This window comes from Kribbella sp. NPDC006257 (genome assembly GCF_040613535.1).
Lineage (GTDB): Bacteria > Actinomycetota > Actinomycetes > Propionibacteriales > Kribbellaceae > Kribbella.
In genome coordinates, this window is the sequence record NZ_JBEXSJ010000045.1 from 39,711 (window position 1) to 62,788 (window position 23,078).

Below are 23,078 nucleotides of genomic sequence, written 5' to 3' on the forward strand. Positions count from 1 at the left end.
AGGATCTAACCAATTGTCGCGCAATTAGCGGTTAGGGGTGGGTGGGTGAAGAGTCGGGTCGTGGTGGACGGACCGTCCAACCTGGGGTTGCGGCCGCCGGTGGTGGGGACGGTGCCGGGGTGCTACAAGCTGGCGGGGGCGTTGCGGGATCTGGGGTTCGTGCGCCGGATCGGAGCGGAGGACGCCGGCTGCGTGACACCGCCTCGGTACGACCGGGGCGACTGGAAGCCCGGCGACGGTGTGTTCAATGCTGAGGCGATGGCCACCTACACCGTGCGTTTGGCCGACCGGATCGGGAAGCTGCTCGACGACGAGAAGTTCGTCGTGTTGCTGGGTGGTGAGTGCAGTAACTTGCTGGGTCCGGCGTTGGCGTTGAAGAGGCGTGGCCGCTACGGAGTGGTCTACCTCGACGGGCATTCGGATCTACGCACGGTGGACAACGACGAGTACGTCGGGGCGGCCGGCGGCGAGGCGCTCGCGCTGGTGACCGGGCGTGGGCAGAAGGATCTGACCGACCTCGAGCAGCTCTCGCCGTACTTCCAGGACGAGGACGCCGCCATGCTCGGCTACCGCGAGGACGAGGCGTACCTCGAAACCCTCCAAGAAGCAGGGATTCTGCACCGGTCGGCACTCGACATCATGAAAGACCCGGCCGGAGCAGCAGCCGACGTACTGCGCCAGCAAGAACGACCCGAGCTGGACGGGTTCTGGGTGCATCTCGATGTGGACATCCTCGACGCCGAGGTGATGCCGGCCGTCGACAGCCCCGATCCGGGCGGCCTGCAGCACGAGCACCTGCACGAACTACTCCGCGAACTCCTGGCATCACCGAAGTGCGTCGGCCTCGACATCGGCATCTTCGACCCGGATCTCGATCCCGACGGCCGGTACGCCGCGGAGCTCACCGACACCCTCGTCGCAGCCCTTACTCCCACACCGTAGGCAGCCCATGCGGTGAGCCGTGCCCGAGCACGCGCGTCTCACCAGCAGGCCAGACCTGCAACACGATCGGGAACTCGAGAGCCGAGTCGTCTTGTTCCAGCGTGAGCCGCGCCAGCGGAGCAGAGGCGGTCGCCCGTGCACCCAGCGCAGCGATCGCCTCATCAGCCGCCGCCTGCTCATCAGCCGAGAGGTAGTACCACATCACCGAATGCCAGACGACGGTCATGTGGCCCTCCGACAACTCCAGGCCGCGCAGGAACGACACGGCATCCTGACGCCGTACGTCGGCCGGCACCGACCGCGCAATCTCGATCGCACCACGGAGCCGCTCCAGCCGCCCCGCCATGTCAGCCCAGATGTACGACGTCAGCAGCAACTCGCCTTCGGCGCTCAACGGGTTCACCGGCGAGATGTCGCTCCCGACCCGCTCCGCGATCCGCAACCCCGGCTGCGGCGTCAGAGCCCGCCCGGACCAAGCTGACGGAATCTGCACCGGACTCGATGCAGGCCCGAACCCGGTCCCGTCATCCAGGTTGAACCGGAAGTGGTCAGCTCGCAGATTCAGTCCACCACTCGACCCGATCTCAAACAGTCGCACCGGCAGCGGAACGGCTTCGAAGAGCTGCAGCAACCCGCCGTACAAAGCAGTAGACCGTGCTACCTCATTAGTCTGGGGCTGCTGCGCCAGCAGCGACCGCAGCTCTCCACCGCGCGACTGGAGAACTTGCTCGAAAGCTTCCCAGCCCAGCACCGGGTCCCATTCACCGCCGACGCTCGGATAGAACGGCGCCAGCTCCGGCACCTCTCCACCAAGCACTAGCCGATGCACTGCGCCCAACAGCGGAAGCCCTAGGGCATACCGCTCTGGAAACCCGTCCAGCACCTTCGCCGACACACCACCGAGCTCATAGTCGTCCACGATCAGCCGCAGCAACTCGGCGTACATAGGAGAGCCCAGCTCTTCGCACTCCCCCGCCTGCTCCTGCAGTGCCTCTACGACAGTCATGCCGAAACATTACTCAGAAGGTCAGGCGATCCAGCACGGACTTGGCCGTCGTCTCCGCGTCCTCCTCTTCCAGCGGTGCACCGGTGCTGTCGGTCAGATAGAAGACGTCGACACACTCGGCCCCGAGCGTGCTCACATGCGCCGACCGGATGTCCGCTCCGGTCGATGCGATCGCCGCCGTCACGTCGTACAGCAGGCCCGGCCGGTCATGCGCCCGCACCTGCAGCACGGTCGCCGTTTCCGATGCCTCAGGCAACAAATCGACCTTGCTGGCCACCACCTTGCGGACAGCCGACGAGTCCCGCGCCGACAACCGGCGTACGAGATCCGTGTCATCGCGGAGCGCGACAGCAAGCCGGTCCCGCAACCGCACCGGATCAGGGACCGACCCGGCGACCGACCACTGCGAGATGCCGAGCCCGTCAACAGAAGTGATAACAGCAGACCGTACGGCGAGGCGCTCGACCGCCAGTACGCCGGCAACCGTCGCCAGCGTCCCCACCTGGTCAGGCACGGCCACGTTGACGCGCAGGTCGCCCGCATGCTCCGACACGGTCACACCGATCCGCCCGATGCCGACCACCTGGTGCAGCGCGGGAACCGGGACGGGCGGGGCTTCGGTCCACAGCCCAGCACCTCCTCCGGACAGTTCTCCTCGCACCCGGCGGGACAGCTCCCCCACCAGCCGCATCCGCCACGGCGACGACGCGGCCGGCCCAGCAGCACGCGCATCGGCGTACGTGAGTGCCTCCAGCAGATCCAGCGTGTCCGTGTCGCCGACGATCCCTGCCATCAGGTCCACAGTCATCGGATCGTCCAGGTCCCGCCGGGTAGCCACCTGGGCGAGCACCAGGTGCTGCCGGACCAGCAGCGTGATCGTGGCAACGTCAGCCGGCGAGAAGCCCAGTCGCTCAGCCACAGCAGTAGCAATGACGGCACCTGTGACGCTGTGGTCACCTTCAACCGCCTTGCCCAGGTCATGCACCAACGCAGCGATCAGGAGCAGGTCCGGACGGCGTACGTCGCGCACCATCTTCGAAGCCTCGACACAGGTCTCCAGCAGATGCCGGTCGACCGTGTAGCGGTGCACAGCCGACTGCGGTGGCCGGAAGCGCACGGTGTCCCACTCAGGCAGCAAGTGCGACACGTAGCCCGCCTGGTCCATCGCCTCCCACACCTCAAGCAGCCCAGACCCAGCACCGAGCAACGCGCATAGTAGTCGCCGAGCCTCACCCGGCCACGGCGTAGGCATCGCGGCAGCCGTCGTAGCCAGTCGGCCACAGACAGCAGGAGACAGCACCAGCGAGCGATCAGCAGCAACCGCAGCAGCTCGCAGTCCAAGCACTGGATCACGCTCTGGCCGAGCATCAGGCATCAGGACGACTTCACCCTCGTGCTGCCCGACTCCCTCGTCCAGGGCCAACAGCAACGGTCCACCAACCCGTCCACGTCGCCGCGACCGAGGCGGACGCGCTACCAGGCTCTCAACACGGCGCCAGGAGACGTCACACACATGCGCAAGAGTCCGACCGGTCGAGTACACGTGCCTCAACAACTCATCGCGGTCCGCCATCCCTAGCCCAGCAGCAACCTCGCCAGCGACGTCGGCAACCAGCCGGTCGGTAGCGCGGCCAGCAACCGAGTGCAGCTCATCGCGAATGTTCAGCAGATCCAGACGCGCCCGCTCCACCACAGGGTGCGGTACGTCGATCAGCCAGGAGGCGACGAGCGCCCGCAGTACGACGGCATCTCTAAGGCCTCCGTACGCCTCCTTCAGGTCCGGCTCGGCCAGGTGTGCCAGCTCGCCGACCGTGTTGGCGCGGTCCCGGCAGGCCTCGGCGAGCGCGGGTAGCCGCGTCTTCGCCGTACGGCGCCAGTCGGCCATCAGCACCGACCGCAACTGCAATGTGAGATGCGAGTCGCCCGCTACATGCCGTGCGTCCAGCAAGCCCAGTGCTACCCGTACGTCGTCCGCAGCGGCGCCCTGCGCCTCCACCACGGTCCGGACGCTGTGGTCCAGCTTCGTCCGTGAGTCCCAGAGCGGATACCAGATCTGCGCGGCGAGCTCGTCGATCCGTGGGTAGTCCGGAGCGTGCAGCAGCATCACGTCGAGATCGCTGTACGGGGAGAGCTCCTCCCGGCCGTAGCCACCGACGGCTACCAAGGCGACGCCCTCGGCTGACTGGCCGAGGGCGTCACAGGCTTTCGAGAGGAGCAGGTGCAGCAGCGCGTCCGCCTCTTGCGCCCGAACGCGCCGCTGCTCTGCTCGGTTCACCATCTAGAGGGCGTCTCCGTCGGTTTCGCCGGTACGGACCCGGACGACCGTCTCGACCGGGGTCACCCAGACCTTGCCGTCGCCGATCTTGCCGGTCTGCGCGGCCTTGACGATGACATCCACCACGTCGGCGCCGTCACCGTCCTCGACGACGACCTCGAGCCGGACCTTCGGGACCAGGTCCACCTCGTACTCCGCACCGCGGTAGACCTCGGTGTGGCCCTTCTGCCGGCCGTAGCCGCTGGCCTCGGTGACCGTCATACCGGTCACTCCGAACGTCTCCAGCGCGGCCCGGACGTCTTCCAGCTTGTGCGGCTTGACCACCGCGGTGATCAGCTTCATGCGTTCGCACCTTCCTTCGTGTCAGCGGGTGCATCCTCGACCGGGGCCGGGACCGACGGACGCGCCAGCGGGTTGTGGCCCCGCAGTCCGGAGGCGCCCAGGAAGTCGTACGCCGTCTCGGCGTGCTCGACCTGGTCGACACCGGTGACCTCGTCGTCTTCGGGAAGCCGGAAGCCGATCGTCTTGTCGATCAGCTTGCCGAGACCGAAGGCGACCACGAACGAGTACACGCCGACGGCAACGTTGGCCAGGGCCTGCCGGCCGAGCTGACCGGCACCGCCACCGTAGAACAGGCCGTCCACCGCCGACGGAGCGGCCGCCGAGCCGAGGAAGCCGATCGCCAGCGAGCCGAACAGACCGCCGACCAGGTGCACGCCGACCACGTCGAGGGAGTCGTCGAAGCCGAGCTTGTACTTCAGCGAGACCGCGAAGGCGCAGATCGCACCGGCCAGCACGCCGAGGATGATCGCGCCGACCGGCGTGACCGCACCACACGAGGGGGTGATCGCGACCAGACCTGCCACCGCGCCCGACGCCATCCCCAGAGTGGTCGCCTTGCCGTGCCGGATCCGTTCCACGATCAGCCAGCCGATCACCGCCGCGGCGGTGGCCACCTGGGTGTTCACGAACGTCACTGCCGCCGTGGTGCCGGCGCTCAGCGCCGAGCCCGCGTTGAAGCCGAACCAGCCGAACCACAGCAGGCCGGCGCCGAGGATGACCAGCGGCAGGCTGTGCGGCCGCATCGGGTCCTTGCGCCAGCCCACCCGGCGGCCGAGCACCAGGGCGAGTGCCAGGGCGGCCGCACCGGCGTTCACGTGCACCGCCGTACCACCCGCGAAGTCGATCGCCTTCAGTTTGTCGCCGATCCAGCCACCGTTGCCGTCGTCCAGGAACCACACCGAGTGCGCGACCGGGAAGTACACCAGGCACGTCCAGCCCGCCACGAACGCGATCCAGCCCCGGAAGGTGGCGCGGTCGGCGATGGCACCCGAGATCAGCGCCGGGGTGATGATCGCGAACATCAACTGGAAGGCGACGAAGGCGAGGGTGGGAATCGTGCCGCTGACCGCGTCCGGCGCGATCAGGCCCTTCAGCCCGGCCGCCGAGAAGTCACCGATCACGTGCCCGTTGTCACCGGTGAAGGTCAGCGAGAAGCCGACCACCACCCAAAGAATGGTGACCACGGCGATGGTGATGGCACTCATCATCATCATGTTCAGCACGCTCTTCACACGTACCATGCCGCCGTAGAAGAAAGCCAGTCCAGGTGTCATCAAGAACACCAGGGCGGCACTTGCCAAGACCCAGGCGGTATCGCCGGCGTTGATCTCCATCAACGTCATCCCTTCCATCGATCTGGGGGGTGGCCCGCGTCCTCATCAGGGGGAGCTCCACAACGCCGGGAAGCCCGCGCACGGCCACACCGCACACGGTGTCGGCGCGCCGTTTCAGCCGATCGGTCGAGATGTTTCAGGCATGTGACAAAGCGGCTTCTTAAGTGACATCGGCGTGACATCGGCCGACCTGTGGCACTCTGGCCTGACCACACAGGGCCGCAGCCGCGCCACTGCGCCTGTCCTAACCGGGGAATACAGAAATGGGGACCACTAGCGGGGAAAGGCCGCGCCGCGGCAGGCCGCGCGATCCGGAGGCTGAGCCGAGGATCCGCCGGTACGCCGTCCAGCTACTGCTGGAGCGCGGGTTCGACGGGATGACGGTGGACGACGTCGCGGAGGCGGCAGGCGTCGGTAAAGCCACGATCTACCGCCGCTGGGCCAGTAAAGAGGAACTGGCCAACGACGCCCTGACCGAGCTGTTCGACGTCGAGATCCCGGACGCGGACACCGGCTCGATCGAGGGCGATCTCCAGCACGTCTATCGCGATGCCTTGCTGTTCGTGAACACCAAGGAGGGGATCGCGTGGATCCGGCTGGCGATCACCGAGATGAACCGCGACGAACGGTTCGCCACCCTCTACCGGGCCTTCCTCGGCCGGCGGATCGCGTTGACGGCCGCCGCACTGGACCGGGCCCGGCGCCGCGGCGAACCGATCCGGGCGAACGCCGACCCGGTGATGATGGTGCACTGGCTGGCCGGCGTACTGATCCTGAGGGCACTCACCGGCGACCAGATGCCGGCCCCGGAGGATGCCGGCCACCTGGCCGCCATCACGATGCGCTCGATCACGGAGCAGGACCGGTAAGTCAGCCGCGGACACCGGGCCCGAGGGCGAGACCGCTCACCTCGAGCTCGGTGACCCGGCGTACGTGCCCGGACTGGACGTTCCAGGCGATCACCCAGCCCTGCACCTGGATCAGCACGGTGTTCTCGTCGTACCAGCCGAGCACCAGGCAGCAGCCGACCGGTCTGGCGACTGCCGCCGCGAGCGTTCCTGCCGTTGGTGGTGGCGAGGGGCCGAGCACGAGCAGGCGGTTCGGCAACGAGCGCTGCGCGGAGATGGCGGCCACAATCTGTGGCTGCAGCTCTGCGTTGGGCACCTGCGGACTATTGCTTGCGACGAAGAGCCTTGCAGCTACAGAGCTGCTACCGAAGGTCTGTCCCACCCAGGACTGCACCGGGAGGTCTGCTGCGCCGCTCACAGTCCAGCCGTTGCTCGCGGAGTACCGCGACAGCGCCACCTGCCCAGAGCGGTCGTCCAGCCGGTACGGCGCGGTTGCGGCGTCCGGGTCGATGCTTGGCTCAACTACCGTGACAGCCCGCTCGCCGAAACCACCGCCGCTGATCAGGATGCGATAGGCGGCATTGGGGCCGCTGATCAGGACGCGATGGCTGTCCGGGAGCCAGCTGACACTGCGCAGGTCCTGGTTGGGCACGTTGAACCGCTGGATTCCGGCGTTGGTTGCATCGAGCACCAAGAGTGCGCCTGGCTGTGGGAAGGCCACCAGCTTCCCGTTCGGTGCGACAGCTCCTGTGCTGAGCGGGGCACCGGTGCCGATCGCGCTCAGCCGTACGTCGGCGCGGGCCCACTTCCCGTCACTGCCGAGCAGCAGCGGGTCGTAGGAACCGCTGCGACTCGTGAGCACTACCGCTGCGATCCGGTCCACCGGCGACTCACTGAGGTTCGCGGGCGAATCCGGGAACCTCAGTGAGTCCCCCATCGGGGTCTCGAGGTGATCGAGGTACCGCTCACTGGCGGCCTGCGGCGCGATCCAGTAGTCCGCTCCGGCGATCGTCCCGGCCGGCGGCACGACCGCTGCCGGTGCGGACGGCAGCGTGGTCGGAGGCGTGATCCCCGCCTTGCCTCCGCTCAGGCCGGCGATCAGTCCGGCCACCGCAGCGATCAGCGCAGTCGCCACCACGACGATGATCACGCTGCGCCGCCGCCGGCGCCGGATGGCCACCGCGGCGGCCCACGAATCGTCGGCGAGATCCGGCTCGAACATCGCGTCGACCGCCTGGACCAGCAGCGGGTGGACGTCTTCGCGCTTCATCGCCAGTCCCGGCGGCGGGTGTCCCGCTGGTCACCGGCGCCGAGTGCCGAGCGGAAGTGCGTCATCGCGCTCATCGCATGCCCGTGCACGGTGGCATGCGAGAGATTGAGTACGTCGGCAATCTCGTACTCCGTGAGCTCCTCGAGGTGCAGCAACACGAACACGGCACGCTGGACCGGACTGAGCCCGGCGAGTGCCGAGGTGACCGGGTCGTCCTCGTCCACCAGCGGCTGCTTGGTCCGGGAGAAGCGGGACAGCGCCGCGTCGTACAGGATCCGCTGGACGAAGACGTCCGGGTCGTCGACCTTTCCCCAGCGCAATGCCAGCCGGGTGAAGGCATGCCGAAGCTGCTCCTCAGCCCGATCCAGGTCGCCGTACACCAGGTACGCCGTCCGGAGCCATTTCCCTTGCCGCGCATCGACGTACGAGGCGAATTCTGGGTCGACAGTGTCGCGCATCCACCCTCCCGCGCCTATTCAACTCCTCAACTACTCCGCGCGGCCACTGCCAATCGGGTGTCTTCTTCGATCAGGTCGAAATTGATAGCTGCGCCGGCAGTCAGCCCAGCGGCAGCAGCGGCAATCACCTGAGCCGTCGGGGCAGTCACGTTGCCTGCTACCCACACTCCCGGCACAGAGGTGCTGCCTGCGGGATCAGCCTGCACAGCTGTGCCTATGGAGACACCGTTGATCTCCAGCTCGGCAGCCTTGAGTCCCAGACCGTCCAGGAAGCCCGCACGTGCCTTGGCACGTGGCTGCACCACCAGCGCCTCGCACGGGACCACTCTGCCGGCCTCCAGCCGTACGCCGGACAGCTTGTCGTCGGTGACTTCAACCGCCTCGACCTTGCCTAGTACTACGGAGATCCCGCGTGCAGCCAGCTGCTCCCACTGCTCCTCGGTCGGCTCCGGACCGCCGTTCAGGAACAGGGTGACGTCGTCGCTCAACTGCGAGAACAGCAACGCTTGGTGAATCGCCATCACGCTGGTGGCGAGCACGCCGATCACCTGGTCGCGCACCTCCCAACCGTGGCAGTACGGGCAGTGCAGCACGTCCCGACCGAACCGCTCACCCAACCCCGGTACGCCGGGCAGCTCATCGGTCAAGCCAGTAGTCACCAACACCCGCCGAGCCCCCACCCTGCTCCCGTCCGACATCTCCACCTCAAACCCGCCGGGCGCCCCGGCCCGGCCGGAGGCGCCGGACCAGGCGGACTCCCCGGAGCCGCCGGACTCCCCGGACGCCCCGGACCCGCCGGACCCGCCGGATCGCGGCGTCACCGCGGTGACTGTGCCGGTGCGGACCTCGGCGCCGTAGCTGATCACCTCGGCGCGGCCGAGCGCGTAGAGCTCTGCGGGCGGCACCCCGTCGCGTGTCAGGAAGTTGTGCACGTGCGCCGCCGGTGCATTGCGAGGCGTGCCTTCATCGATCACCAGCACCGACCGCCGCGACCGCGCCAACGCCAACGCCCCGTTCAGCCCAGCGGCTCCCCCGCCGACCACCACCACGTCGTACTCGTCCATCGTCTTGCTCCTTCTCGTCGGCCTCTGACCCGAGAATCTGCCCCGTTCGCCAAAACGACAAGAAAGTTTGCCAAGATAGCAACATGGAAGACTTCGAAACCGTTCTCGAAGGCGTCGGCCCGCGCCTGCGGATGCTCCGCCAGGAACGCGGTACGACGCTCGCCGAGCTCGCCGCCGCCACCGGGATCTCCTTGAGCACCCTGTCGCGACTGGAGTCCGGCCAGCGTCGGCCAACCCTGGAGTTGCTGTTGCCGCTGGCCCGCGCCCACCAGGTGCAACTGGACGAACTGGTGGACGCCCCACCCACCGGTGATCCGCGAATCCATGCCCGCCCGATCAAGCGCAAGGACGGCGCGATCATGATCCCGCTGACCCGGCGACCAGGTGGGCTGCAGGCGTACAAGCAGATCGTTCCGCCCGGCTGGCCAGGCGGCGAACCCAACCAGAAGACCCACGAGGGCTACGACTGGCTCTACCTGCTGTCCGGGCGGATCCGCTTACTGCTGGGCGACAAGGAGATCCTGCTGGCCGAAGGTGAGGTGGTGGAGTTCGACACCCGCGTCCCGCACTGGTTCAGCAACCCCGGTCCAGGTCCCGCCGAGATGCTGTGCCTCTTCGGCCCGCAAGGTGAACGACTACACGTGCGAGCCCGAACCACCTAGTGCCATGAGTCGGAGGTTCGCGCACATCTCCGGCGCCCAGGCACGCGCTTCGCGGCACCCGGGCAGTAGTCTTCCCGGGCTTGTCACCGAACGAGAGGACTTGCCCGTGAGCGTCGCACTGTTCACCCTCGGCGGCACGATTGGTATGGCCGGCCCCAACAAGAACCGGTTGACCGGAGCCGAGCTGACCGCCGCAGTACCAGGGCTTGCCGAGCTAGGGCGTCCGGTGGAGGTGCAGGACATCCAGGCAGTGCCAAGCGCGGACCTGACGCTGGCCAAGATGCTCGACGTGGTGGACGCCGCCTCCAAGGCGATCAGCAACGGCGCGACCGGCATCGTTGTCCTGCAGGGCTCTGACACGCTTGAAGAAACCGCCTTCGTGGTCGACCAGGTGTGGCCGCATTCCAACCCGTTCGTCCTGACCGGTGCCATGCGGAACCCAACGCTGGCAGGCCCCGACGGCCCGGCCAACCTCCTGGCCGCAGCACGAGTCGCCTGCTCTCCCACTGCTCGCGACCTGGGTGCACTGGTGGTCTTCAACGATCAGATCCACGCAGCTCGCTGGGTACGCAAGACCCACAGCACCAGTACTGCGGCCTTCGCGTCCCCGAACGCGGGGCCGATCGGTCACCTGGTGGAGGAGCAGGTGCGGATCCTGACCCGCCCTGCGCGACAGGACGGCGTACAGGGTCGTGCTGAGCCGGAAGACCTGGATGCGAACAAGGTGGCGCTGTACACCGTCACGCTGGACGACGACGGTCAACTGCTCGAAGGACTGGCCGACAAGTACCAAGGTCTGGTTGTCGCGGGCTACGGCGTCGGGCACGTGCCGTCCGCACTCGCCCCTGTGCTCGGCGAGATCGCTCAGCGCATCCCCGTCGTCTTGACGTCCCGCACCGGCGGCGGCTCAATTCTCCGCAACACCTACAGCTCAGTCGGCTCCGAGTCCGACCTCCTCCGACGCGGCCTCATCGACGGCGGCTTCCTAGACCCCTACAAAGCCCGCATCCTCCTACGCCTACTCCTAGCAACCAACGAACCCCCCGAAGACATCAACGCCGCCTTCGCCCAACACCACTAGCCCGTTCATCGGTCCCTTGATCCCCGGCGTGCCGCGGTTCATCGGTCCGTTGATCCCCGGCGTGTGGCGGTTCATCGGTCCGTTGATCCCCGGCGTGTGGCGGTTCATCGGTCCGTCGGGGTCAGTCGAGGAGCGCGTCGACGAACTGTTCGGCGTCGAACGGGGCCAGGTCGTCGGCGCCTTCGCCGAGCCCGACGAGCTTCACCGGTACGCCGAGTTCGCGCTGGACGGCGATCACGATGCCGCCCTTCGCCGTACCGTCCAGCTTGGTCAGCACCAGGCCGGTCACGTTGATCACTTCGGCGAACACCCGCGCTTGGGTCAGCCCGTTCTGGCCGGTCGTGGCATCGATGACGAGCAGCACCTCGTCGACCTCGGCGGCCTTCTCGATCACCCGCTTCACCTTGCCGAGCTCGTCCATCAACCCGGTCTTGGTGTGCAGCCGGCCGGCCGTGTCGATCAGCACGACGTCGGCGTGCTCCTCGATGCCCTGCTTGACCGCGTCGAACGCGATGCTGGCCGGGTCGCCGCCCTCGGGTCCGCGAACCGTCCGTGCTCCGACCCGCTCACCCCAGGTCTGCAGCTGGTCGGCAGCCGCGGCGCGGAAGGTGTCGGCCGCGCCGAGTACGACGTGCTTGTCCTCCGCGATCAGCACCCGGGCGAGCCGGCCGACCGTGGTGGTCTTGCCGGTACCGTTCACGCCGACCATCAGGACGACGGCAGGCTGGTCGTCCTTGCGGTCGACGTTCAGCGAGCGGTCCAGGCTCGGGTCGACCAGCGCGATGAGCTCCTCCCGCAGGATGGTCCGCGCCTGGTCGCCGGAGACGCCTTCGACGCGGACCCGGGTCCGCAGCTTCTCGACCAGTTCCTGGGTCGGGGCGACGCCGACGTCGGCGGTGATCAGGGTGGTCTCGATGTCTTCCCACGCCTCGTCGTCGAGGGTGTCGCGCGACAGCAGCGCGAGCAGTCCCTTGCCCAGCGAACCCTGCGAGCGGGCCAGCCGTGCCCGCAGCCGGACCAGCCGGCCCTGCGCGGACTCGGGCTTCTCGAGCGTCGCCGTCGTACCCGGTTCGGGCAGCTCCGCGTCCTCGAGCGTCCGGGTCGGTTTGTCCCGCGGCTCCTCCGCGTCGTCGCCGACCTTCGGCTCGGTGAGCTCGGGCGCCGGCTTCGCGGCCGGCAGCTCTGCCTTCCGGCGCCGGGAGATGACCAGACCGGTGGTACCACCGACCAGCAGGACGGCAACCACCACGATGACGGCGATCAGCGCCTGGTCCGTGAGCAGAGTGACTAGCTGAGGGTTCGACACTCCCCCATCCTTACAGACCCCCCGGCCCACCCCCGGCCCCCACCTCACCCGCTGCCCGGCTGAGCCGCTGGCGCACTTTAAGGAACTCTGAACAGGCCCGACCAGGATGGCTCCAGGAACTGGCCGATCCACCGGCCATCGACAGGGGGATGTCATGACGCACATCAGGAACAGGGCGACAGCGATCGCCGCCACCGCGGTCATCCTGACCGCCGCCGGGGCCGTCGCGTACGCCGCGATCCCGGATTCCAGCGGCCGGGTCAACGGCTGCTACACGACCAACAGCTCGCTCCTCGGTCCGGTGAAGGGATCGCTGCGAGTGGTCGACACGAACGAGAGCTGTCGCCCGGGGGAGACACCGATCGCCTGGAGCCAGACCGGCCCGATGGGTCCCGTCGGCGCCACCGGTGCCGCCGGTCCGGTTGGTCCAGCTGGTCCGGTGGGCCCGGTTGGCCCGACCGGCGCGACTGGGGCGACCGGGGCGGTGGGACCGGCCGGGCCGGTGGGACCGGCTGGTGCTGACGGTTCACCGCTCTGGGCCGTGATCGACGACGGTTTCGACGGGCACGGGCCAACGGTCCGGGTGGCCAGCGGAAACCACGCGACCGGTGCGGAGTTCACCTCGAATGGCACCAGCCTGGTCACGTTCGACCGGGACGTCAGCCGGTGCGCGATCCAGGTGACGGGACAGGTCGGCCACGTGGGGATCAGCGCCCGACCATCAGACACCGATGTGCACAAGGTGCAGGTCGGCCTGTTCGAGAACGACGTCATCGTCAACCGCTCCTACTCGATCACCGTCTTCTGCTGAGCCGATCACTGTCTTCTGCTGAACCGAGTGCTCGCTTCTGCCGAGCTGCGTGCTTGCGTCCGAACACGTCCGACGTCTTCGGACGCAAGCAAGGCCGTGGTCCGTCAGTGAACGGAAAGTGCGAGAGTCCGGGTCGCGGACGGCGCTTGGGCGGGATTGTGGGTCAGTAGCACCACCGAGCGGTTGCCGGCCGCGGCGTACAGGTCAGCCAGCAGCGCCCGCGCTGTCTCCTCGTCCAGGTGCTCGGTCGGCTCGTCCAGCACCAGTACGTCGTGGTCTGCGAGCAGCAGGCGGGCAAAGGCGAGCCGCTGTCGCTCTCCACCCGACAGGCGAGCGCCGTGCTCCCCGACCATCGTGTCCAGCCCATCCGGCAAACTCTCGACGAACTCGCCGAGCCGAGCGCGATAGAGCGCCTTCCACAACCTCAAGTCGCTTGAACCAGGGCGAGCGAGCAGCAGATTCTCCCGGATGCTCGTGTCGAACACATGGCTCTCCTGAGTCAGCAATCCGACCACCGACCGCACCTGATCCCCTTGCAGCTCGCGCAGGTCGACTCCGCCCAGCTGCAACTCGCCGCCACGCGGTTCCAGGAAGCGCAGCAGTACTGCGGCCAGCGTGCTCTTTCCAGAACCACTCGGCCCTGTCACGACCAGCCGACTCCCCGCCGGCAACTCCAGATCCACCCCACTCAGCACGTCTCTACCGTCATAACCGGCTCGCAGCCCACGAACCCTCAGGTCCCTCCCGGTCGGCAGCTCAGCAGGGGCAGCCGGTTCCGTCACCGGCACCGGCGCCTCCATCACCTCCCGCAGCCGCCCGAGCGAAGCCCGCACCCGAATCCCGAGCTGAGCCGCGAGCGGGATCCCACCCAGCACGTCGGCTAGTGCCAGTGGAGTGAGCACGAGTACCGCGAAGACCGGCCCGGAGATGTCAGCTTGGCTCCCGAGCACCAATCCCGCCACGCTTGCCCCGCCAACACACAGCACAAGCAATGCGTTCCCGAGACCGGTACTCCACGCCGACCGACGCTCTGCAGCAGCGAGCCGCGCATCGCCACCAGCAAATTCCGCCAGCACGTTGTCGACTGCGTTGAAAGCAACGACATCCGCCGCAGTCAGCAATGCCTCGGTAGCGCCAGCAGCAACAGCTCCCCGGGCTCCGGCGATCGCCTGCTCAGCTCGTCGCGCTGCAGTTGCCGTCACCCAAGGCACAACCGTGCAACCAACCACTACAGCCAGGGCAGCCGCCCCACCCGCAACCGGCAGCAGGATCACCAGCAGTGCCACCGTCGCCGTAGCGGTCACAGCAGCAACCACCACCGGCAACAACACTCGCAGCCAGAGATCAAGCACCGCATCGACGTCCAGCACGAGTCGAGTCAGCAGATCACCGCTCCGCAACGACACCCCAGCCGGCGCCAGCTCCTCCAGCCGTCCCACCACCCGCGACCGCACCCCACCCAGCACCCGGTACGCCGCGTCGTGTCCCGCGAGCCGCTCGACATACCGGAACACCCCGCGCCCGACCCCGAACGCCCGCACCGCCACGATCGCCACCATCAACGTCAACACCGGCGGCTGTGCCGCGGCAGTGGTGATCAACCAAGCCGAAGTAGCCAGCAACGCCACCGCCGACCCGGAAGCCAACACCCCCGCCCCCACCGCCACCCCCAACCACCCAACGACCCGCCGATCCATCGCAACCCCACCCACCCTCAGGTCGCCTTCCACCGCGGTAGCTCCAGCCGTCCGCGGATCGCCAGCCGCCTGTGCTCGGCGGTCGCGCCCGGCAACGATGGCGTTCACGCCCTCACCAACTCTTTCTCCCCTACGTGGACTGCCCGGTCGGCTGCGGTGATCAGGGCTGGGCGGTGGGCTACCAGGAGGACGGTTCGACCAGTTGCGCGGAGGTTCGCGACGACTGCGGCTTCGGCGTCGGCATCCAGACCTGCTGTCGGCTCGTCGAGGAGCAGCACGGGTGCCTCGGTGACGAGTGCCCGAGCCAGCGCAACCCGCCGGCGCTGTCCACCCGACAACAGTTTCCCCTGCTCCCCGACCGCAGTCCCGAGCTCCAACTCGGCAGCCCCGGCCGCATCGAGCGCATGGCGTACGTCGTCGTCGGAAGCCGAGGCCCGACCGAGCCGCACGTTGTCCGCAATGCTTCCCGCCAGCAAACCCGGCCGCTGCGGCACCCAGGCGAACTGTCGCCGCCACAGCGCCGGGTCGAACTCATCCGCCGCACTCCCAGCCGCCACGATCACCCCCTGCTCCGGCACGACGAACCCGAGCAGCGCAGCCAGCACGGTCGACTTACCCGCCCCACTAGGCCCGGTCAGAGCGACCACATCCCCCGGCCACAGGTCCAGGTCGAATCCCTCCAGCGCCGGCGTCGACCGCCCGGCGTACGTCACCGTCACGTCGTGCAGGTGCAGCGAAGTCACCCGCAGATCCGGTACGTCGGTCCGCTCACCCCGCATCGGCAGCGGCGTCTCCAGCACCCGGAACACCTCTTCGCTCGCCGCAACCCCGTCCGCACTCGCATGGAACTGCGCACCGACCTGCCGCAGCGGCAAGTACGCCTCCGGCGCAAGGATCAGCACCATCAACGCCGTCTCGAGCCCCAGCTTCCCGTCGACCAGCCGCAGCCCGACGCCGACCGCGACCAGCGCCACCGAGATGCTGGCCAGCAGTTCCAGGACGAAGGACGACAGGAAGGCCAGTCGCAGACTCCCCATCGACGCCACCCGATGCCGATCGGTCACCTGTTCGACGGCGATCGCCTGACCCTTCGCGCGACCGAACAACTTGAGCGTGGGCAGCCCGGAGACGACATCCGCGAAGTGATGCGCCAGTACAGCGAGTGCCTGCTGACGACGTCTGCTGTGTGCCTGGGTGACCCAGCCGATCAATGCCATGAAGATCGGGATCAGCGGCAGGGTCACCAGCACGGTCCCCGCCGCCAGCAGGTCACCCGTCGCCATCCAGCCGATCACTCCAGCCGGCACAGTCGACGCCAGCACCAACTGCGGCAGGTATCGCGCGAAGTACGGATCCAGGTCGTCCAACCCTTTGGTCAGCAGAGTCGTGAGCGCACTACTCCGCTCGCCACTCAGCCAGACCGGTCCGAGCTTCAGCGAGTGCTCCAGCACCTGCCGACGCAGCGTCGACTTCACTGCAGCCGCGGCGCGTTGGGCGACGACCTCCTGCAACCACACCAACAGCGCCCTAGCAACGATCACCACCACAAGCGCCCACACGACCGCGACGGGCACCCCACCTCGCAGTACGAAGCCGGCGATGCCGTGGGCCAGCAGGACGGCCTGGACGACAATCAGCGCACCAGTGAGAACGCCGATCAGCACAGACCCGGCCAGAAACAGCCGGGCCGCCTTCGCCCGCCGCAGCAGTCGCGGATCCAGCGGCTTCACGAGGCCACCGCCGGCTCTACCGTGATCCGCTTGCGGAAGACCCAGTAGGTCCAGCCCTGGTAGAGCATCACCAGCGGCGTGAAGATCGCCGCGATCACCGTCAGCAGTTTCAACGTGTACGCCGTTGAGGCCGCGTTCGCAGTTGTCAGACTCCAAGCCGGGTCGAGGCTGGACGGCATCACCGCCGGGAACAGCGCCAGGAACAGCGACGCCACGGCCAGCCCGATCGCCGCCGCTGTTCCGACGAAGGCCCAGCCTTCCCTGCCACGCCCGTTCGCCACCAGCCCACCCAGCAACGCAACCGCAGCCGCACCGGCGACAACTGCAGAGACAGCGTCGCCCCGCAGTCCCTGCGTCCAGCCGAGGAAGCCCACCGCGAGCACAGCGGCAGCCAGCCCACACAGCGAAGCAAGGCGGTTCGCCCGCTGCCGCAGCTCCCCAGTTGTCTTGAGAGCAAGGAAGATCGCGCCGTGCGCCACGAACAACACAGTGACCGTCGCCGCACCGAGCAGCGCGAACGGGTTGAACAGTGAACCCAGACTGCCGACGAATTCGTGCGAAGCGTCCAGCGGCACGCCGCGAACCAGGTTGGCGAAGATGAGCCCCCAGAGCACCGCCGGCAGCACAGAGCCCGCAAAGATCATCCAGTCCATCCGCGATCGCCACACCAGGTCGTCCCGCTTGCCGCGGTACTCCAGTGCCACGCCGCGCACGATCAGCGCGACCAGGATCGCGAACAGTGGCAGATAGAACCCGCTGAACAGCGACGCGTACCACTCCGGGAACGCCGCGAACGTCATCGCGCCGGCCACGATCAGCCAGACCTCGTTCCCGTCCCACACCGGCCCGATCGTGGTGGTCACCGCCCGCCGCTCCGGCTCGTCCCGGCCCAGCACCCGCAGCAGGATCCCGACGCCGAAGTCGAATCCCTCCAGCACGAAGTACCCGATCCACAGGCCGGCGATGACCACGAACCACACTGTCGTCAGTTCCATCCCGATCCCCTCCTCAGTAAGCGAACGACAGCGGCTTGTCCAAGCCCTCGTCCGGTTCATCCGGCGACGGTGCAGGCGACGCACCGGCCAGTCCGCCCCGGATCGTGCGGAACATCAGCTTCGTCTCGACCACAGCCAGTACGCCGTACAGGACCGTGAAGCCGATGATCGAGGTCAGCACCTCGCCCGATGTAGTGCCCGGCGAGACGCCGGCCGAGGTGGGCAGCAGGCCGAACACCAGCCACGGTTGCCGCCCGGTCTCGGTGAAAACCCAGCCGAAGACGTTCGCGAACAGCGGCAGCAACGGGAGCGGCAGCGCCATCCAGACCAGCAACCGATGCGGCGCCCGGCCTTTCCTGGTTGCCCAGAGCAACAACACGGCCAGCCCCGCGGAGGCCATCCCGACACCGATCATCAGCCGGAAGGTCCAGTAGGTGAGCGGGATGTTCGGCTTGTACGAGCCCGGCCCGTACAGCTTCTCGTAGGACTGCTGCAGCGGGTTGATGCCCTGGACCTCACCTTCGAAGTGACCGGTGGCCAGGAAGGACAGCAGATAGGGCACCTTGACCGAGTAGAGCTCGCGCGAACCGTCCAGGGTGCCGACGGTGAAGATCGAGAACGAGGCCGGCTTCTCGGACTCGTAGAGCGCCTCGGCCGCGGCCATCTTCATCGGCTGCACCTCGGTCATCACCTTGCCCTGCTGGTCACCGCTGAGCGCGACACCGGCACCGGCCGCGATGACGATCACGGCGCCCAGGCGCAACGCAGTACGGAACGCGCCGGTGTCGACGCCGGGGCGGCGGACCAGGTGCCAGATCGCGACGCCGGCGACGAACGCGCCGCCGACCATGAAGGCCGCGAAGATCGTGTGCGGGTAGGTGACCAGGACGACCTTGTTGGTGAGCACCGCCCAGATGTCGGTCAGCTCGGCGCGGCCGCGCTCGGCGTTGTAGCGGAAGCCGACCGGGTTCTGCATCCAGGAGTTGGCGGCCAGAATGAAGTACGCCGAGAGCTGGGTGCCGAGCACCACCATCCAGATGCAGGCCAGGTGAATCCGCTTCGGCAACCGGTCCCAGCCGAAGATCCACAGGCCGATGAAGGTGGACTCCAGGAAGAAGGCGAGCAGACCCTCCAGCGCGAGCGGCGCACCGAAGACGTCGCCGACGAACCGCGAGTAGTCACTCCAGTTCATCCCGAACTGGAACTCCTGCACCAGGCCGGTGACGACGCCCATCGCGATGTTGATCAGGAACAACTTGCCGTAGAACTTGGTCAGCCGCAGGTATTTGCCCTTGCCGGTCCGGTACCACGCGGTCTGCAGGCCGGCGGTGATCGCGACCAGCGAGATCGTCACCGGCACGAAGAAGAAGTGGTAGACAGTGGTGATCGCGAACTGCCAACGGGCCAGATCCAGGGTGTCCATCAAGGCCTCCAGGGCCATCTACGACGTTACGTAGTAGATATTACTACGGGATGTAGTAGATCGCATCCTCGATCTACTACAAGCCGTAGTTATACTGGTCACGTGACCTCCGACGAGAAGGCTCCGCGCCCCCTGGGTGACCTGGAACGCTTGGTGATGGAGCAACTCTGGGCAGCCGGCGAACCGCTGACCGTCCGCGAGGTGCACGAACGCCTCGCCGGCACCCGTGAGCTCGCCTACACGACCGTGATGACGGTGCTCGACCGGCTGGCCAAGAAGAAGCTGACCGAACGCGAGCGGGACGGGAAGGCCTGGCGCTACAAGGCCGCCGCTCCCCGCGCGGAGATGGCGGCCGACCTGATGATGGACGCGCTCGACCGGGCCGGCAACCGGCGCGAGGCGCTGGTCCTGTTCGTCGATCAGGTCAGCACCGAGGAGGCGGCCCTGCTGCGGGAGGCGCTGGCCCGGCTGGAGGCCCGGGAGGGGTGATCACCCCGATCCTGCTCGCCGCGCTCGCCCTGGTGCTGACCGGACCGGCACCGGCGCTGCTGGCGCGCTCGAGCTGGCCTTACCGGATCCCGCGCGCCGCGATCGCCTTGTGGCAGGCGGTCGCGCTGGCCGCAGTACTGGCTGCCTTCGGCGCGGGAATCGCGTTGTCGTACTCGACCGCTGGGGAGCCTGGTGAGCCGCGGTTCGATCCCTCGTCATCGCGGGATCTTGCAGCGGCCGCAGTACTGGCCCTGACCGCACTGGTCGGCGTCAGGCTGTTGTGGGCCGTGGGACGCGTGGCTGTCGGGACACGAGCCCGCCGGCGACGGCACCGCGACCTCGTGGATGTCCTGGCGACACCGGACGGGCTGATCCCCGGCCTGCGGGTGCTGGCTGAGCAGACACCACTCGCCTACTGCCTACCTGCACTGCGTGGAGCTCGCGTGGTGGTCTCGGTCGGTGCGCTAGACAGGCTGGACGACGGAGAGCTGCGAGCTGTGCTGGCTCACGAGCAAGCCCACCTGCGAGCACGGCACGACCTGGTTCTCGAAGCGTTCACAGCACTTCACATGGCCTTCCCCAGATGGGTCCGGAGCGACGTAGCGCTGAAACAGACTCAGACACTCGTCGAGCTGCTAGCCGATGACGACGCCCGTCGCCGCAACGGCCCGCTTCCGCTCGCCCGTGCTCTGGTCGCGCTGGCCGGCTCCCCCGCGCCCGAAGCAGCGATGGCCGCAGCCAAGTCCTCGACTGTCCTCCGAGTCCAGCGCCTGAGCGACCCTGAGCCGCGCTATCCCCTGCAGTCCGCTCTCACGTACGCCGCAGCTGTGCTTCTGCTGGTCATCCCGACCTTCACTGTCGCGGCCCCGATCGTGAAGGCCGTCGTCAACGCTGTCAGCTAGCGGCCACCACGCAAATCAGTCGACCCCCGCCCGCTACGGTCCGGGGTATGGGTTTCGACATCGTGCTCGGGCCGCTGGAAGGCATCAACGAGCGCTATGAGGAAAGCTGGCCGTTCTTCGACCACTGCCTGGCGAAGTTCGAGGCCGTCAACCAGCACCTGGCCTCGCTCGGCCTGCCGCCGTACGTCGAACCTCGCCCGCCCGACGACGGATACTCCCTGCTGGGGTCCGGGCGGCAGGTGATCGAGTTCATGCTCGACGTGATCGGGATCAGCGACGAGGTGGAGGAGCGCTTCGATCAGATCGCTATCGCCGGCGTAGGTAGCCTTTTCCTGCCTGTGGCACTGCCCGCGCCGGTGCGCCTCGACCTCCCCGATGGCGACTCCTTCGCCGTCGGCTCCGCGGGCGCGCTGCTGATGCAGTGCCTCTATCTGCTGAAGTTGCAGGACCAGGAGTCGATCTTCATGCTCGACGAAGGACTTCAACGGGCCCGTGAGCAGGGCTACCAGCCGCTGCCGGACATCCCCGGCGATCTACAGAGCGAGCTGGCCGAAGTCGACCTGGGTGGCGCCGACACCCTCTGCGGCGCAGCAGTCGGCTCACTCACGATGGGCTTGTCGATCTATATCTTCTAGCTCGGTTCGTAGCGGAGTAGAACGCCGCCGGTCGCCCACGGCTTCGCTTCGATCAGGCGGAGGCCGAGCGCTGTCCTGGCGGGAAACACCGGCTTCCCCGCACCGAGCAGCACCGGGCAGACCCGTAGCTGGATCTCGTCGACCAGTCCGGCCGCGAGCAGGGAGTGGAACAGCGTGATACTGCCCCACAACACAATGTCCTTGCCGGCTTGCTGTTTGAGCGCGCCGACCGCCGCGACGGCATCGGTGACCACCTCGGCCGCCTCCCAGTCACCCCACGGGGCACTGTCGAGCGTGGTCGAGGCGACCACCTTGCGCAACGCGTTCAGCTTCGGCGCGACGGCCCCATTGGTTGCCGTCGGCCAATGATCGACGAACAACCGGTAGGTGCGCGCACCGAGCACCAAGGTATCGACGCGCTCGAACAGGTCGAGGTTGTCGTCGTCGGGTTGCGGCGCGATCGTCTCGAAGAAATCGAGCTCATCGCCCACCCCGGCGGCATACCCGTCGAGCGTGACGTACTCCTGGAAGACCAGCCGTCTCATCACGCCACTGTACTAACCGAAATTCTTACCTTCACCCCGAGCGACTGCCAGTAGGACGAGTCCTGACAGGACCAGCAGGATGATCATGGTGACCACAAACGTCAACACAGCTTGACTTCTCTCCCCGATTGTTGCCTCACACCTGAACCCCTCGTCAGGTGGACGCCCCTATTCTCCCAGAAGTTCCCCGAACGCTTTACCAACTTCGTCAACGTCCCACTGCAGGGTGTCCGGAGTCACCACCAGTTCGACCCACGACCAGCCGGGCACGTCGGCCGGCTGCCAGCGGTAGCTGATGGATTCCCGAGTCGCCTCCATCCGGCGTACGGCGGCCAGCTCGATCTTGTCCGCTGGCTGCGGCGCGAAGACGCGGAAAGAGTTGCTGTGCGGCGGATCGGGGAAGACCCGGAAGCCCGCGATCTCCAACGCGGCAGCCAGCTCGACGGCCCGCTGGTGGAGGTCGCCCATCAACGGCAGCACGTTGCGCAGCCCGGCCCGCGCCGACACGGCGTACGGGAACAACGTGTACGGCGTACCGCCGAGCCGCCGCTGCCACCGGCGCACCTCCGCGACGATGTCCTCGGGTCCGGCAAGTGCAGCACCACTCAACCCGCCCAGCCCTTTGTAGAAGGACACGTAGACGGTTGAAGCAAGCGCAGCCACCTCAGCAAGACTGTGTTCCAGGTACGGCGTGCTCTCCCACAACCGGGCGCCGTCAAGATGCAGCGGTACGCCGCGCTCCGCGCATGCCTCCGAGAACATCACGAGCTCGTCCCACGTCGGCAGCACGAACCCGGCGTCGCGCAGCGGCAGCTCCAGCGCCACAGCGGCCAGATGACCAGGGATCGCCGTCAGCTCGTCCGGCCGGGGGTGCCGCGGCTCGGATGTCATCCGCTCGATGCGGAGGTGGTGCACCTCTTCCAGGGCGTTCAACTCGTGATGCAGGAAGTGCGACAGGCCGTGCAGCGCGACCCGCTGTGTCCCGGCGCGATCCGCGTAGACCCGGAGCACACTCTGCTGAGCGAGGATCCTAGTCGGTACGAAGACGGCCGCCGGCTTACCTAGCAGGTCGGCGACCTCCTTCTCCAGCAGCTCGACCTCGCCGCCACTGCCGTAGGCGTCCCGCTTGTCCTCGGTCGCCTCGTCGGCTAGCTGCCGCAGTGCGTCGGAGGCGGGAACACGACGGCCAGTCAGCCAGCGGGTGCATCCCTCAGCAGCAGTGGTACGTCGGGCGGAGAGGTCTTCGACAGGATTCACGACTCC

22 protein-coding genes are annotated in these 23,078 nt (G+C 67.6%); 8 read left to right on the plus strand and 14 right to left on the minus strand.

The window, feature by feature from the left end:
* Positions 1-45 precede the first annotated feature (45 nt).
* Entirely contained in the window at positions 46-942 is an 897-nt protein-coding gene (locus ABZ004_RS35850; RefSeq protein ID WP_355686066.1) for an arginase family protein, read from the plus strand.
* On the opposite strand, the gene ABZ004_RS35855 is transcribed toward ABZ004_RS35850, so the two are convergent.
* Genes ABZ004_RS35855 through ABZ004_RS35870 form a run of 4 tightly spaced genes read right to left on the minus strand, consistent with a single transcriptional unit; the run spans position 926 to position 5,899 of the window.
* Positions 926-1,948 (minus strand): DUF2332 domain-containing protein, encoded by a 1,023-nt coding sequence (locus ABZ004_RS35855; protein ID WP_355686068.1) that lies wholly within the window; start codon positions 1,946-1,948, stop codon positions 926-928. The genes ABZ004_RS35850 and ABZ004_RS35855 overlap by 17 nt on opposite strands.
* 13 nt (positions 1,949-1,961) lie before the next feature.
* Positions 1,962-4,226, minus strand: coding sequence for a [protein-PII] uridylyltransferase (locus ABZ004_RS35860; protein WP_355686070.1), 2,265 nt, complete (start codon positions 4,224-4,226; stop codon positions 1,962-1,964).
* A complete protein-coding gene (locus ABZ004_RS35865; RefSeq protein ID WP_355686072.1) occupies positions 4,227-4,565 on the minus strand; it encodes a P-II family nitrogen regulator in 339 nt (112 codons plus the stop codon).
* A complete protein-coding gene (locus ABZ004_RS35870) occupies positions 4,562-5,899 on the minus strand; it encodes an ammonium transporter (RefSeq protein ID WP_355686073.1) in 1,338 nt (445 codons plus the stop codon). The genes ABZ004_RS35865 and ABZ004_RS35870 overlap by 4 nt, the downstream gene beginning before the upstream one ends.
* Before the next feature lie 263 nt (positions 5,900-6,162).
* On the opposite strand from ABZ004_RS35870, the gene ABZ004_RS35875 reads away from it, so the two are divergent.
* Complete coding sequence (locus tag ABZ004_RS35875) at positions 6,163-6,768, plus strand: TetR/AcrR family transcriptional regulator (protein ID WP_355686075.1); 606 nt, start codon at positions 6,163-6,165, stop codon at positions 6,766-6,768.
* Position 6,769: 1 nt separating this feature from the next.
* Here ABZ004_RS35875 and ABZ004_RS35880 read toward each other — a convergent pair whose 3' ends face one another.
* From ABZ004_RS35880 to ABZ004_RS35890, 3 genes are read right to left on the minus strand one after another with little or no spacing between them, the layout of a single operon-like run.
* Complete coding sequence (locus ABZ004_RS35880; protein ID WP_355686076.1) at positions 6,770-8,017, minus strand: hypothetical protein; 1,248 nt, start codon at positions 8,015-8,017, stop codon at positions 6,770-6,772.
* The gene (locus tag ABZ004_RS35885; protein ID WP_355686077.1) at positions 8,014-8,475 is read right to left on the minus strand and encodes a sigma factor-like helix-turn-helix DNA-binding protein; all 462 of its coding nucleotides are present in this window, start codon (positions 8,473-8,475) and stop codon (positions 8,014-8,016) included. Before ABZ004_RS35885 ends, ABZ004_RS35880 begins: the two co-directional genes overlap by 4 nt.
* Before the next feature lie 26 nt (positions 8,476-8,501).
* On the minus strand, positions 8,502-9,539 hold the full coding sequence (locus ABZ004_RS35890) for an NAD(P)/FAD-dependent oxidoreductase (protein ID WP_355686079.1): 1,038 nt from the start codon (positions 9,537-9,539) through the stop codon (positions 8,502-8,504).
* A gap of 83 nt (positions 9,540-9,622) precedes the next feature.
* Here ABZ004_RS35890 and ABZ004_RS35895 point away from each other — a divergent pair, with 83 nt between their 5' ends.
* Together ABZ004_RS35895 and ABZ004_RS35900 are read left to right on the plus strand one after the other, a co-directional pair.
* On the plus strand, positions 9,623-10,201 hold the full coding sequence (locus ABZ004_RS35895) for an XRE family transcriptional regulator (protein ID WP_355686081.1): 579 nt from the start codon (positions 9,623-9,625) through the stop codon (positions 10,199-10,201).
* A 106-nt stretch (positions 10,202-10,307) separates the two neighbouring features.
* On the plus strand, positions 10,308-11,282 hold the full coding sequence (locus ABZ004_RS35900; RefSeq protein WP_355686083.1) for an asparaginase: 975 nt from the start codon (positions 10,308-10,310) through the stop codon (positions 11,280-11,282).
* 121 nt (positions 11,283-11,403) lie between these two features.
* Here ABZ004_RS35900 and ftsY read toward each other — a convergent pair whose 3' ends face one another.
* Positions 11,404-12,588 (minus strand): signal recognition particle-docking protein FtsY, encoded by a 1,185-nt coding sequence (gene ftsY / locus ABZ004_RS35905; protein WP_355686085.1) that lies wholly within the window; start codon positions 12,586-12,588, stop codon positions 11,404-11,406.
* Positions 12,589-12,742: 154 nt separating this feature from the next.
* Between ftsY and ABZ004_RS35910 the strand changes: the two genes are divergently transcribed.
* A complete protein-coding gene (locus ABZ004_RS35910) occupies positions 12,743-13,399 on the plus strand; it encodes a hypothetical protein (RefSeq protein ID WP_355686086.1) in 657 nt (218 codons plus the stop codon).
* A 104-nt stretch (positions 13,400-13,503) separates the two neighbouring features.
* Here the strand turns inward: ABZ004_RS35910 and cydC are convergent, their stop codons facing one another.
* From cydC to ABZ004_RS35930, 4 genes are read right to left on the minus strand one after another with little or no spacing between them, the layout of a single operon-like run.
* Positions 13,504-15,204: a thiol reductant ABC exporter subunit CydC gene (cydC, locus tag ABZ004_RS35915; protein ID WP_355686088.1), complete on the minus strand. Its 1,701-nt coding sequence runs from the start codon at positions 15,202-15,204 to the stop codon at positions 13,504-13,506.
* Positions 15,201-16,826, minus strand: coding sequence for a thiol reductant ABC exporter subunit CydD (cydD, locus tag ABZ004_RS35920; protein ID WP_355686090.1), 1,626 nt, complete (start codon positions 16,824-16,826; stop codon positions 15,201-15,203). Before cydD ends, cydC begins: the two co-directional genes overlap by 4 nt.
* A complete protein-coding gene (cydB, locus tag ABZ004_RS35925; RefSeq protein WP_355686091.1) occupies positions 16,823-17,821 on the minus strand; it encodes a cytochrome d ubiquinol oxidase subunit II in 999 nt (332 codons plus the stop codon). The genes cydD and cydB overlap by 4 nt, the downstream gene beginning before the upstream one ends.
* 13 nt (positions 17,822-17,834) lie before the next feature.
* A complete protein-coding gene (locus tag ABZ004_RS35930; RefSeq protein ID WP_355686093.1) occupies positions 17,835-19,244 on the minus strand; it encodes a cytochrome ubiquinol oxidase subunit I in 1,410 nt (469 codons plus the stop codon).
* Positions 19,245-19,346: 102 nt separating this feature from the next.
* Here ABZ004_RS35930 and ABZ004_RS35935 point away from each other — a divergent pair, with 102 nt between their 5' ends.
* The 3 genes from ABZ004_RS35935 to ABZ004_RS35945 are packed head-to-tail and all read left to right on the plus strand — an operon-like array spanning position 19,347 to position 21,270.
* A complete protein-coding gene (locus tag ABZ004_RS35935) occupies positions 19,347-19,733 on the plus strand; it encodes a BlaI/MecI/CopY family transcriptional regulator (RefSeq protein WP_355686095.1) in 387 nt (128 codons plus the stop codon).
* The gene (locus ABZ004_RS35940) at positions 19,730-20,635 is read left to right on the plus strand and encodes a M56 family metallopeptidase (protein WP_355686097.1); all 906 of its coding nucleotides are present in this window, start codon (positions 19,730-19,732) and stop codon (positions 20,633-20,635) included. Before ABZ004_RS35935 ends, ABZ004_RS35940 begins: the two co-directional genes overlap by 4 nt.
* 47 nt (positions 20,636-20,682) lie before the next feature.
* Entirely contained in the window at positions 20,683-21,270 is a 588-nt protein-coding gene (locus tag ABZ004_RS35945) for a hypothetical protein (RefSeq protein WP_355686099.1), read from the plus strand.
* On the opposite strand, the gene ABZ004_RS35950 is transcribed toward ABZ004_RS35945, so the two are convergent.
* Together ABZ004_RS35950 and ABZ004_RS35955 are read right to left on the minus strand one after the other, a co-directional pair.
* On the minus strand, positions 21,267-21,815 hold the full coding sequence (locus ABZ004_RS35950; RefSeq protein WP_355686101.1) for a dihydrofolate reductase family protein: 549 nt from the start codon (positions 21,813-21,815) through the stop codon (positions 21,267-21,269). The two genes, ABZ004_RS35945 and ABZ004_RS35950, sit on opposite strands and share 4 nt — an antisense overlap.
* 168 nt (positions 21,816-21,983) lie before the next feature.
* Positions 21,984-23,072, minus strand: a complete 1,089-nt coding sequence (locus ABZ004_RS35955) for a beta-eliminating lyase-related protein (protein WP_355686102.1) — start codon at positions 23,070-23,072, stop codon at positions 21,984-21,986.
* Between the last annotated feature and the right edge of the window lie 6 nt (positions 23,073-23,078).

What these genes read in the sequence shown, in the direction of transcription:
- ABZ004_RS35855 (WP_355686068.1), bottom strand. Translation starts at nt 1,948, where the DNA reads ATGACTGTCGTAGAGGCACTGCAGGAGCAGGCGGGGGAGTGCGAAGAG.
- ABZ004_RS35860 (WP_355686070.1), bottom strand. Translation starts at nt 4,226, where the DNA reads ATGGTGAACCGAGCAGAGCAGCGGCGCGTTCGGGCGCAAGAGGCGGAC.
- ABZ004_RS35865 (WP_355686072.1), bottom strand. Translation starts at nt 4,565, where the DNA reads ATGAAGCTGATCACCGCGGTGGTCAAGCCGCACAAGCTGGAAGACGTC.
- ABZ004_RS35870 (WP_355686073.1), bottom strand. Translation starts at nt 5,899, where the DNA reads ATGGAGATCAACGCCGGCGATACCGCCTGGGTCTTGGCAAGTGCCGCC.
- ABZ004_RS35875 (WP_355686075.1), top strand. Translation starts at nt 6,163, where the DNA reads ATGGGGACCACTAGCGGGGAAAGGCCGCGCCGCGGCAGGCCGCGCGAT.
- ABZ004_RS35880 (WP_355686076.1), bottom strand. Translation starts at nt 8,017, where the DNA reads ATGAAGCGCGAAGACGTCCACCCGCTGCTGGTCCAGGCGGTCGACGCG.
- ABZ004_RS35885 (WP_355686077.1), bottom strand. Translation starts at nt 8,475, where the DNA reads ATGCGCGACACTGTCGACCCAGAATTCGCCTCGTACGTCGATGCGCGG.
- ABZ004_RS35890 (WP_355686079.1), bottom strand. Translation starts at nt 9,539, where the DNA reads ATGGACGAGTACGACGTGGTGGTGGTCGGCGGGGGAGCCGCTGGGCTG.
- ABZ004_RS35895 (WP_355686081.1), top strand. Translation starts at nt 9,623, where the DNA reads ATGGAAGACTTCGAAACCGTTCTCGAAGGCGTCGGCCCGCGCCTGCGG.
- ABZ004_RS35910 (WP_355686086.1), top strand. Translation starts at nt 12,743, where the DNA reads ATGACGCACATCAGGAACAGGGCGACAGCGATCGCCGCCACCGCGGTC.
- cydB (WP_355686091.1), bottom strand. Translation starts at nt 17,821, where the DNA reads ATGGAACTGACGACAGTGTGGTTCGTGGTCATCGCCGGCCTGTGGATC.
- ABZ004_RS35930 (WP_355686093.1), bottom strand. Translation starts at nt 19,244, where the DNA reads ATGGACACCCTGGATCTGGCCCGTTGGCAGTTCGCGATCACCACTGTC.
- ABZ004_RS35945 (WP_355686099.1), top strand. Translation starts at nt 20,683, where the DNA reads ATGGGTTTCGACATCGTGCTCGGGCCGCTGGAAGGCATCAACGAGCGC.
- ABZ004_RS35950 (WP_355686101.1), bottom strand. Translation starts at nt 21,815, where the DNA reads ATGAGACGGCTGGTCTTCCAGGAGTACGTCACGCTCGACGGGTATGCC.